The sequence below is a fragment of the Amycolatopsis albidoflavus genome, from assembly GCF_039525725.1.
GTDB lineage: Bacteria > Actinomycetota > Actinomycetes > Mycobacteriales > Pseudonocardiaceae > Amycolatopsis > Amycolatopsis albidoflava.
This window is the reverse complement of sequence record NZ_BAAAHV010000015.1, coordinates 399,683-412,151: the sequence shown is the minus strand read 5'-3', so window position 1 is coordinate 412,151 and position 12,469 is coordinate 399,683. Positions and strand designations below refer to the sequence as shown.

The following is a 12,469-nucleotide window of genomic DNA, read 5'->3' as shown; positions in this document are numbered from 1 at the left end:
TTGCCGGCGATCCTTCGTGCGCGCGGCTACGACCGACTCCTCGAACCGCCGAAATCGCCGCGGCTTGAACTGCTTCCCGACGGCACCCTGCGCGATCTGCCGGACGGGGCGACACCGGCGAAGGGGAGTGTCGTGCTCGGACCGCCCAGCCAGGCGAGCGCGATGCTGGCGCCTTCGCCGAGGTCGCTCCCGGCCGCGCAAAACTTCGCCCATGCCGAGAACCAGGTGCTGAACCTGGACTTCGGGCCTGGTCCACTGGGCGCAGCGGTCACTCCGGACCTGGCGGACTTCGTCGGCTGGCGAGCGGTGCGCACGGCGATGGCGCCAAAACTGATTCCGGGTCTGATCGAGAACCCGTACGTCGTCTTCGTCAAAGCGGACGCAAGCGGTCTCGCCGTGGATGGCAGGGATCTGGCTGAACGTGTGTGGCGGATGCGGAGCTATCGGTCGGAGATCGCCGCGCGTCCTGATCTGCCGGTGGCTCTTGTCGTAGTCGGCTCCGTGATCACTGAGGAGATCAACGAGGCTGTTGGGGAATTCATCGCCGCGCTGCGGGGTGCCGGCCCCTATCAAGAAGTCGCGGTGACAGGCATTCCGCAAACACCGCCCGGGGTGCCGTCCGGGTTCAAGCGGGTCGTCGTTCCTCGGCTGGAGGACATGGAGTTCGACGACCTGACCGATGCCGATGGTGCCGATTTCGGGCTCATCCTCGTCGCCGAAAAGACCGTCCGTGCAATGGCTGTCAAGGCGGCGGCGCGGTCTACACAGTATTCGCAGCGCGTGATCGCCGAGTTCGAGCCGGCTGTCCCCACCGACCTGCTGGACCACAGCGCTGGGCGTTTTGCTGATTGGGCAGCCACAACCGAGGACGGGCGGGCGCGCCCATTGCACTTGTTCTTGGCGGCAACTGCCGACGGCCGTTACGTGATCGGGAACAAGTACGGCCCTGGCTATTGCTCGGTCGCACCCAAGGTGCTGGCACGCCTGGTAGCCGGGACCGCGATGATCCGGCGTGCGCTGCTCGGCCCGGTGCGTCGGCCGCTCGTCGTGCTTACCACACCGATGGATCCGGGTTCCGCGATCGACCCGACTCCGGCTTTCCTGGCCGAACTGTTCCGGCTCACCGGCCCGTGGCTGTACGTCCCCTATTTCGGACCGGCGGTGCTGCGATGGCACGACGGAGTGCTCGGTGTCAAACCCGGGACGGAGCTGGTCGAGCACCCGTACCGGTTGGCCGACTTGGAATACCTGTCACAGGACCTGGTGTTCGGCTTCGCCGGCGGATCGGTTACGCCAGCCGCGTTCCACGAGGTGGCGAAGGCATCGGCGGCCGGGAAATTCGACCTGCCGGGGGGTGGTTCGCCGGTGGTCCTGCTGCTGGACGGTTCGAGCACGCATGCGGTCGCGGAGGTGCGGCGCACCGGCCAAGTCGCCGAGCTCAGCGGACGGCACATCATCAAGCCGATGCTGGAGGATCCGGCTTTCGTCGCGGCGGTGGTCGCGGCAGTGCGGTCGTACCGGCCGTTGCTCGTGCTGTCCCCCGGCAGCGCGGAACGGGTCGACTTCGGCGGCTTCGCATTCGACCTGGTGGGTGCGTTGCACGCGGAAGGGTATTTCCCGGACGCCTACGCGCCGACCGGCGGGTTCCGGGCAGACGCGCGTGGGCTGCTGCTGGGACGGGACTCGGCACTCGAACAGGTGTCGCGCCTGCGGGCCGGCGACCTGACGGTCTCGAAGCTGGAGGGTCCTCCCCACCAAGACCCGAATCAGATCGTGCGGGCTCTCCTGGTGCGTGCCAGCGGCGACGCTCAGTTCGCCGCGGTTTTCACGAAGTGGATGGCCAAGGCGACTCGCCGGTCGCTGAAGCGTTTCCGTCGACCGGATGGAAGCACGGAGCACACTCCGTTCGGCGACACACCGGTGATCATTGCGCTCCAGAACGCGGCCGACGGCAACTTCCTCGCCATGCGCAGCGACGGCGAGGCGGTCGCGGGGCCGCTGGAAGCGGTACTGAGCGTGCTCCGGGACGACCGCCCGCTGCGGACGATCGCGGGAACCGAGGTCTGGAAGCCGCTGCTGGTGCTCAGCCCGGGCCGGATGCCGATCGACCCCTCCGCAGTGACTCGGGGCCTGACGGCGGGCGGGTACGCACGAGTCGTGTATACGGCGATGGGGCTCGACTTGAGCAAGCCCGGGCTGCTGATCGCTGAGGGTTTCTCGACTGCATACCCGGCCATGCCGTTGCCCGACGCACTTATCAGCCACGCGCACGTCGACAAGAACGGCATCAGCCGGGGTCAGTTCTTCCCGAAGTACCCGCTGATGGCCGCGATGGACTCGACGGCTGTGCGGACGGCCCTGGAATCCGGGGACGCGTACTACTCCCAGCCCACGGGGCGTCTCGACGCCGCCGGGAATCCGGTGGAGATCGACGTGCCTGTGCCGTGGGACCCTGACGCATGGCTGGTCGACGGGCACGGCCGGCCCGGCGAGCTCTATTTCACGATGCGCACGGGTGATCCTTACACGTACGGAGACTACGTTCCGCACGGCGGTGCGGCGGCGGCGAAAGCGATCTTCCTCAGCGATCTGTTCCTGTCCGCGCAGCCAGATCCCAGGATTGGCCTCGTACTAGGCCAGTGCTTCGGCAACGCCGCCAAGCCGGGCAGCGTTTCGGCCGGATACCGCCTGTTGGAGGCGTGGGAGAAGCACGTCAGCAGAGGCCGGGTCTACGGAGCTGACACGAGGGCCACACTTGCGTCCCTCGGTCGCCGAGGAGTGGCCGCGCGCGGGTCGTTCGCGGAGGTGAAGCTCGACCCTGCCGACCGGCCGGCGGTCCCGGGTGCGATCGCCTTGTCCGACATCCTGATCGACGGCATCCGGTTCGGCGACGTGGACCGGATCGTGCTGGCCGATGCCTCTGGGCCTTATGCGACGGCGTTCCCGGTGAACGCTGCGCAGGATTCGGTGATGAGGCGGTTCGTTCCACCGCGGCGCGATGCCTATTACACCCTGTTCGAGCATTCCCGGGACGGGTTCCTGGTCAAGGCCAAGGGATGGGTCCTGACGCTGGGCGAGTACGACAAGGCCCGGCTGTTCGTCGCGCTGGGGTTGTTCTCGGATCCGGCGTGGCAGCGGCCAGGCGGGCTCGTGCTGCTGACCTGCCCGCTGTGGACGGCCGCCGCGAAACGGCGGATGCGGCGGCTGCCCGCGATCGTGAAGCTGCTCGGCTATCGCGGGCCGGTCACCCACCCGGACACGCCGTGGGTCGAGGTGCGGAGCGACGGGACGATCCGCGAGATCTCCCACGGAGACACCACCAGCCCCGGCAGCATTGTGCTGGGCTCGGCCTTGGCGGGCAAGCGCTACGAGGAACTGACCGCGGACGGCCGGGACTACGGGCTGTGCGTTCCGCCGGGGGCCGCGCCGGAGGTAAGCGCAAATGCAAAGAGGATGGCGGAGAATTCCGTCAAGTTCTCGCGGCGGTTGGTCGCCCGGTACGACCTGACGCTGGGGCCGCCGCGGGTCGGCCGTTTGGACCGGCGTGACCTGGAGGCCGCGGGATGGGCGGCGTGGACGGAGGACGAGCGGGCGCAGCCGGTGCATCTGCTGCTGTACCTGGCCGACGACGGGTCGTTCAGCGTATTCGACGAGACTGCGGGCGCGCCGGCGACGGTCGAGCCGGTCGAGATGGCCCGGGGCGTCGCGGACACCGACGTGATGCGGCGCGCGGCGGCCGCGGATGTGCGGGGGCCGCTGATCGTGGTGCTGAGCACGGCGTCCACCGCCGGGAACCCGCCCGACCGGTCCGAGGAGTTCCTGGCGGAGCTGGAGGCCCTGACCGGGGGGTGGCAGGTGCACCTGTTCTACGGAGCAGCGTTGTTCTGGGAGGACCTCGGGCTGATCGGGCATGCTCCGTCGGAGGAGTTCCGGGAGATCGGGCTGCGGCCGAAGGACGTTGTCGCGTCCGTGTCGCGGGACGTGTTCGGATTGGTGTCGACGGCGTTGTCGGCGGCGGATGTCCAGGCGATCGGGGACGCGGTCCGGAGGGGCGGGTTCGAGCGGGCAGGTTTGGCGGGTGCTGCGGATCCGTTCGTGGTGGTGCTGGACGGCGCGGCGACCCATGCCAAGGCGGAGCTGGTGCCGGGATCGCAGGTCCCGGCTGGCCGGCACGCGGAGCTGAGCGGGGCGGAGGTCGCGAATCTGCTGCTGGCGTCGCCGGACGTGCAGGCGGCGATCCGTCTGGGGCGTCCGCTGGTGCTGTGGTCGGCCGAGGCGGCGGCGCGGCCGAAGCCGGGCCAGCTCGGACAGGACCTCGTCGGGCAACTGCAGCGATCCGGACATTTCCCGGAGGTGTTCGCGATGACCCGCGGGTGGTGGATGGACCGCGGGTGGGAGACGGCAGGTGGGGTGCCGTCGCTGGCGCAGGGGTCGGCGTTCGTCCGGCTGCCGGGGATGCAGTCCGGGTCGCTGGCCGTGGGGAACCTGGTCGGCGGACACCCATCGGTGAAGGGGATGCTGGTCGACCCGGGCCCGGGCGCCGCGGTGCCCGGAGCGATTTTCCACGCATGGTTTTCGTCGGTGACACCGGCGTCGCTCCGCCGGTATACGACGCCGGACGGGACGGTCGCCCCGACTCCGTTCGGAGCCGGGCCGCTGCCGGTTGTCCTGGCGATCTGGCGGGACCCGCGCAGGAACTATCTCGCCCTCCGCCGTGACAACAGCCAGGCAGTCGGGTCGCTTTCGGGATTGCTGGCCGGGGTGCTGCGGCAGGACAAGAACTTGCGGCGGATGGCGGGAAGTTCCGGGAACATCGGGCTGCTCGTGCTCATGCTCGGCGGGGACACATCGGTCCAGGAGCTGGGTGATTTCGCGCAGCAACTGGCTTCCGGCGGCTACTCCCGCACCGTCCACGCGACGCGCGGCACGGTGCTGCTGCCCAACGGCGCGCTGGGTGCGACCGGATTCGACACGGTTCCCGCCCCGGACGCCACCGCACTCGTCTCCTGCCCGATCGAGCGGCAGGGCCGCGTCGTCGGTCAGATCTTCCCGGTTGACCTGTTGCAGACAATCCGGAACTACCAGTTCGGCCGGATGTTTGCCGGCTCGGCACAGGACCGGTATGGGCGGTACGTCACCGACCGGGACGCGAACGGCAACCTGGTTGTCACACACCTCGGGCAGGTCCCGGCGAGCTGGGGCCGGGACCCGTGGCTGCTCGCCGGCCACGGCGTTCCGGGGCACTTCTTCGCAGCCATGGAAACCGGCGTGCCCTACCTGCTCGGCGACGTCGTCCGTCCGAGCGGGGGCCAGTTGGCGATGGCGGTGTTCCTCAGCGACATCTTCCTGGACGCCGCTCCGGGGCCGCAGACGCAGAATCTGCTGATCCATTGCTTCGGCGACGCCCCGGACCCGCGCACCGGCAGGTCGTCGGCGTACATGTTCAAGCTGACCTGGGAACGGTTGCTGCGACCGGGGCCGGTCCACGCCGCACCAAGGGAGGTCATGTCGTCGTCGGCCGGCGAGCTCGCGGTCGACAACGAGTTCTTCCGGCCGGTGACGCTGGATCCGGCGGATCGGATCGGGTTCCCGGGCTCGGTGAGCCCGGCTGATTTGATGGTTGAGGGGGTGCCGTTCGGGGCGGTTTTGGCGATGCCTTTGATGCAGGGGCCGGAGCTGCGGGGGACGGGATTCCCGATTTCAGGTCGCGAAGCGTCGGTGTTGCGGGATGCGTATGGGAACGGTGCGGGCAGGGCGGGTGTGCATGCGTGGGTAGTGCATTTGGAGGAAAGCGGATTCCCCGTTCAATTGGCTGGCGGCGTTGTGGCGGTGGACGAGTTCGCGCAGGCGCGGTTGATGGTGATGTTGGGGCGGCGGCCTGATGGGTCGTGGCATTGGCCTTCGCGGTTGGTGGTGCTCAGTTGTCGGCGGGGTACGTTCGATGGGGATCAGCGGTTCCGGCGGTTGTTCGGGTTGTTGCGGGCGTTCGGGTATCCGGGTTCGATCGAGTTTCCGACGCTTCCCCGGGTGGAGATCAACCGGGACGGCAGGGTCCGGGAACTGACCGACGACGAGATCCCGGCACCGGACAGCATGGTGACCGGGTCCTCCGATGGCACCTCGGGGAACGAGCCGGCCGGGACTCCGGATCCGATGGAATCGCCGGAAAACGCCGGTCGCTCCCTTTCGGGCGCTGGCGGCCGCCTCGCGCCGAGCTCCCCGTTGGCGGGCAAGCGGTACGAAGAACTGTCGGCTGACGGCAAGGACTACGGGCTGATCGTCCCGCCGTTGGCCGCTCCGGCGCTGCCGATGCAGAAATTCGCCGACATGTCCAGCAAACACTCCCGGCGGCTGATCGCCCGGTTCGATCCGAGCCTGGGTTCGCATCGGGTCGGCTACCAGGACCGGCGGGACATGGAACTGGCCGGCTGGGCACCATGGACGGAGGACGGGCGGGCACAACCGGTGCACCTGCTGCTGTACGTCACCGACGACGGGACCTTCAGTACCTTCGACGAGACAGCCGGTGGTCCCGCGTGGGCCGAGCCGGAGGACATGGCGCGAGGAATCGCGACGACCGGCCTGATGCAACGGCTTGCCCGCGCCGCGGTGCGGGGTCCGCTGGTCGTGGTGCTGGACACCCATTTCGCGGTCGGGCCGGTGACCGACCGGTCCGGCGAGTTCCTCTCCGAACTGGTGAAACTGACCGGACCATGGCAGATCCACCTGCTCGCTGGAGAGGTGACCTTCTGGGACGACCTCGGCGTCATCGGTCTCACCCCGCAGGGCACAACCAGGGAGATCGGCCTGAAGCCAGCGGATCTCGCGACAGTGTCGACCAGGGACATCTTCGGAGTCCGATCCTCGTCGTTGTCCGCGGAGCACATCGAAACGATCGGGGACGCGGTGCGGTCTGGCCGATTCGCGCGGGCCGGGCTGGACGGCGTCGAGGACCCCTTCGTCGTGGTCCTGGACGGCGCGGCGACCCACGCCAAGACCGGGCTGGCGGCTGGCCCGTACCCCGATGCCGGTGTGCACGCCGAGCTGAGCGGGGCGGAGGCAGCGGAAATTCTGGCGGCGGTCCCCCAGGCGCTGGAAGCGATCCGGCAGGGGCGTCCGCTGGTGCTCTGGTCGCACGACGCGGCGGCGCAGAAGAAGATCGGCCAGTTTGGCCAGGATCTCGTCGGCCGTCTGCAGCTCCTCGGGCATTTCCCGGAAGTATTCGCGATGACCCGCGGGTGGCGGGTGCCGAACGGCCGGCCGGAGCTGGCACCCGGTTCGGGGTTCGTCCGGCTGCCGGGGATGCAGGCCGGCGCTTTGTCGGTCGCCAGCGTCGCCGGCGGACATCCTTCGGTGCAGGCGATGTTCGTCAATCCGAGCTCGGGAACGACGGAGCTGGACACGTTCCGCGACTGGTTCTCCCGGGTCACCCCTGACTCGCTGCGCAGGTTCCTCATGCCGGACGGAACCTGGGCGGCGACGCCGTTCGCCGCCGGTCCGCCGCCGGTCGTCCTGACCGTCCGGCGCGACCGGACCGGACAGTACCTTGCCCGGCGATCGGACGGCCGGATCGTCAGCGGGTCCTTGCCCGGCTTGCTGGCCAAGGTGTTGCGGCACGACGAGGACTTGCGGCGGATGGCGGGAACGGCCCGCGACGTTCCGCTGTTCCTGCTTACCCTCGGCGGCGATACTCCGCTGCACGAGCTGCAGGAATTCGCGGATGAACTGGCCGCCGGCGGCTATTCCCGGACGCTCTATACCGCTCGCGGCTTGTTCCTTGGCCCGGACGGGTCGCTGGGCGCGGCCGGATTCGAACGGGTTCTTCCGGTGGAGCCCGCCACATTCGTCGACTGCGCGATCGAGCAGCACGGCAACGTCGTCGGGCAGATCTTCCCGCGGAACCTGCGGGAGGCTGCGTTCTTCTACAACACCGGCAGGGCTTTCGCCGGGCCTGCGCGGCGGCACTACTACCGGTATCTCACCCGTCAGGACGCGAGCGGCGCCCAGATCACCGATTCGATCGAGGACCTCCCGGCCGCCTGGGACCGCGACCTTTGGTTGGTCAGCGGGCACGCCGTCGCCGGCAAGTTCTTCGCCGCGATGGACACCGGGGTGCCGGGCCGGCCGGGCGACGTGGTCACCCCGAGCGGGGGGCAGCTGGCGATGGCGGTGTTCCTCAGCGACATCTTCCTGGACGCCTCGCCTGGGCCGCACGTGGAGAATTTCCTCTACTACTGTTTCGCTGACGCGGTCGATCCGGTATCCGGGAAGTCCTTGGCGTATCTGTACAAATCGACGTTCCACCGCTTCCTTCGCGAGACCGTCGTGCACGCCAGCCCGGAAGAGAACGTGTCGCATCTGGGCAGCGGCGAGATCGCCGTCATGAACGGCTCGTTCAGCACGGTGCACCTTGACCTGCCGGACCAGGTCCCGTTCCCGGGCGCCGTGAGCCCGGCCGATCTGATCGCCGACGGGGTGACCTTCGGGGAGGTGGCGGCGATGCCGCTGCTCCAGGGTTCGGAGCCGCGGGGGACCGGGTTCCCGACCTCGGCGCACGAGGAGTCGGTTCTCCGGGACGCGTACCGGAACGGCGCGGGCCGGCCGGACGCGCACGCGTGGGTGGCGCATCTGGAACCGGGCGGGTTCCTGGCCGTGGCTGGCGGCGTTGTGGCGGTGGACGAGTTCGCGCAGGCGCGGTTGATGGTGATGTTGGGGCGGCGGCCTGATGGGTCGTGGCATTGGCCTTCGCGGTTGGTGGTGCTCAGTTGTCGGCGGGGTACGTTCGATGGGGATCAGCGGTTCCGGCGGTTGTTCGGGTTGTTGCGGGCGTTCGGGTATCCGGGTTCGATCGAGTTTCCGACGCTTCCCCGGGTGGAGATCAACCGGGACGGCAGGGTCCGGGAGCTGGCGGACGACGACGTCGCGACCCCGGGAAGCATGGTGACCGGGACCGAGGACCAAACCGAGTCCGAACCCGTCAGTCTCGCCGATGCTCACGCCGCCGCGCCGGATCGTGCGGCGCAGCGGCCGGAGGAGCTGCTGGTCGAGGATCTGTTCGAACAGCCGGCCGACTGGGCGGTCGGGGAGCACGCCGCGATGACCGGGCGGGTGCTGGCCGCGCACGCGGCCGCGCTGCGCGAATGGGTGGCTGCCCCGCTCGGGACGACGGCGGCCCGGGCAGAGTTCGAGCGGGTTTGGACGGCTCCGGAGCTCGTGGCGTTGCGGGCCGAACTGCAGCGGCAAATCGACGAGGCCCGGCACCAGGCCGGAGAGAGGCCGCCTGCCGCGTCGGGCGATGCGCTGGCGGCGATGCGGGACTGGTCGGCCTGGCGGCTGGAGCTGGCGCGGGCCGCGGCGGCACCGTCGCGGATGGACGAGCAAGAACTCAGCCGGATGGCGGCCGTGTTGCTGCCGGGCGTCGTGCTGGCGGACAGTGCGACCGCTTCTTCCGCGGCCGGTGCACGGCTGCTGACCGATCTGATGAGTGTCGTCGCGGCGCGATATCCGCAATGGCAGGCGGATCCGGCGGCACGGCAGCTGGCCGGCCGGATGTGGCAGGAGTTTTCCGCGCTGTGCCGGGAGGTGGAATTCCCGGCGAGTCTTGCCCTGGACCGGGCGCTCGCTTCGCGGTGGGCGGAAGCGTATTCGCTGGCATCAGACGACATCACCCGGGCGTCGGCGGAGCCGCGGACGTGGGACGCCGTCCTGAGGACGATCGGGGCGGTGCTGGGCGCGTCGGGAGCGTCGTTGTCCGCGCGGATGGTCACCGCGATGCACGGCGTCGAGGCGGACGATTGGCTGCTGACCTACGGGGACGATGTCGCCCGGGAGGACGGTTTCGAACATTGGTGGGACAAACCGTTCCTGGTCGAAATGCGAGCGGCCTGGGCAGTGGTGCTGCCGTTCGCGCCGGTCCCGGTGCTGCGGGTGTTCCACGAGGTTTTCCCGGATTGGCAGTCCTTGCTGGCCGAGACGTTCGAGGCCGCGCCTCCGGTGACGGCGGAACAAGCGCAGTGGCTGGCGCGGGCCGCGCACGAGATGGCCCGCCCGGCTCCGATGGCAGGGTCGCCCGCGGTGCAGCAGATGCGATTGCGACGGTCGTTGATCGACCGGCTGGCGTATCACCTGGCGGTGCACGCGGCGGCTCAGGCCAGCGGCCGAACTGACCGGGTAGCGGCGGAGAACATCGAAATCGAGACGTTGCGCATCGGGAAGCTGGCACTGATGCGCGCGAGCTTTGAGCTCAGCGCACAGCTGGCACAGCTGCGCGATGTCAGGGCTGAGTTGGCGGCTTGGGAGAAGCAGACAGTTCAGGCCGATCAGGCTCGGGTGGTTCCCCGCCTGGTGCTGCCGATGCTCTCGCATCCGTCGTGGGCCCCGTTGCGGAACCGATTGATCGACGAACTGGCCGGGTACACGCACGGCTCCTACTCGCCAGCTGAGGAGCGGCTTCTGGACGAGGTTGCCGGTGTGCTCGCGGCGGCCGAACAGCAGGAGATCTTCACGCCCGCGGAAACCACGGAGGCGGTGCAGAACTTCGTCGAGCGGTTCGTGGCGTTGCGACGGACCGGAGACGTTCCGCACCAGGTGGCCAGAAGGCTGATGGAGCAAACCGCGCGCGGACTGCATGAGATGGCCGGGCGGACCGGGCGTCCGTCGCCGTTCCCGGTCAGCGGCGACTTCCTCCCGGAGGAACCACCGCAGAACCGGCCGGCCCTGACCGCGGACGACGAGGACCGGATCGAGCGGGTGCAGGCGCGCCTCGCCGGCGAGATCTCCCGGATGCAGATCTGGCTCGGCACATTGTCTGCCGAGCAGATCGACGGGCAGCTGCGGGCCGCCCAGACTGTATTCGGGTCCATTGAGGGTCTTCAAGGCGTGTCGCAGGCATTCGCGGAAACGGTTCTGCTGGTGCATATGTATCAGTTCGCGGAAGCCCGGAGATCGGGGTACAGCGGGTGGGCGCGAGCGTACTTTCTCGAGCGGACATGGGCCCGCTCGCGGCTGACGGAGCTGCGCACGGTGGCGGGTACGGTACTGGGGCCGGAACTTGCAGCCACCCCGCTGGCGATCGAGACGAGCCGCTGGAAATGGCGCGAGGTGATCGAGTCAGCGCGGGCAGAGGCGCCTGAGGCGGCGGCGCAATGGCGGCGGGACGCGGCGCTGGCGCTGCGCCCGTTGCTCGGTGTGCTCGGGGAAGGGCCTGAGACCGCCGTCCAGGCCCGAGCGCGCGCGCTCTACGAGGAACTGGTCGAAGCGGTCGCCGCAGCGACCTGGCAGCTGGACGAGCGGCCTGGGTGGGAGTGGAGCCGGGACTTGGCCCAGTGGGCGAAGCGGCTGGCTGTCCAGTTCGAGAAGCTGTCGGCGGCTGGGGCGTTCAAGACGGCTGGCGACCTGCGGGTGCGAAGGTTCCGCAGGCGGTTCGCGGCCGTGTTCCGAGATCGATTCGGCACCCGCCCGCCCGCGCCGGGAACCGGGGTGACCGAGGAGATGGTGCGCCGGCGCTGGATCGAGCGGGGCGTTCAGCTGCTGGGGCAGCAGACATTCGAGGATCGCCGTGGCGAGGAACTGCGGCATCTGGAGGAGCTGGCGTTGGTCGTGGGCCGGCACGACGCTGCGGTGGCGACCGTGCGGGCACGCGCCGAGGCCGCGGCGCGCGACTGGATATCGGCTGGCCGGAATGCCCAGCCCGGCGGATGGCAGCTGGAACGTGCGGCACATCGGCTGGCGGGCCGGATGCTGGGCGATGCTGGCCGGAAGGGAACGGATGCCGCGTCGTTGGAGCAGGTGGCGACCGAGGTGCGGACCACCAGGGCCGCAGCGGAGTGGCTGGCCCGTGTCGGCGGGCCGTCCGGCGACGGTGCCGAGTTCGCGAAGCAGGTCGAGCTGGCGCGGAAGAAGCTGTGGCCGGCGGATCTGGCCGCGGCGGTGTACCCCGGTGCGGACTTGGCGAAGAAGGGCCACGCGGAGGACGATCCCGAGCCGCGCCCGGAGCAGCGGGCGCAATGGCTCGCCGAGGGCAAGCAACTCCTGGGCGATCCAGGTTTTTCCCGGATCGTGACGCCGTGGCGGTATTGGCTGGCCGAACGGCTGGACGATCCGGCGGCAGCGGACTGGCTGCTCACTGCGCTCGCCGAACAGCCCTGGACGCTGAACGAGGCAGAGGCCGCGCTCGAGGCGACGTCCTCAGTGGAGCCAGGGACCTCGCTCAGCACGGATCAGCTCGAATCGTGGAAGCGGATCGGACAGCGGCTGGCCGGAGGCGGGCTGGATCCGGGTGCGTCCTTGCTGGCGGGCTACCGGGCGACGCACTACCTGTCGTCGACGCGGCTCGACGGCGCGATCGCGCAGTTCTCCCGCGCCATCGAGCAGCTCCGCCGCGGCAGGTTCGACCCGCCCCCGGTCCGGGCGATCTCCGCGCTGGACCCGGACATGGACCGGCATTTGGCGGACTTCAACGACTCTTACC

1 protein-coding gene (only partly in view) is annotated in these 12,469 nt (G+C 69.4%); it reads left to right on the top strand.

The whole window is internal to a WXG100-like domain-containing protein gene (locus ABD156_RS26120; RefSeq protein WP_344278969.1) on the top strand: the coding sequence, 90,228 nt in all, runs 58,455 nt past the left edge and 19,304 nt past the right edge, and what appears here is coding positions 58,456–70,924, spanning codon 19,486 (complete) through codon 23,642 (partial); the first complete codon in view begins at position 1. Both codon boundaries (start and stop) fall beyond the window edges.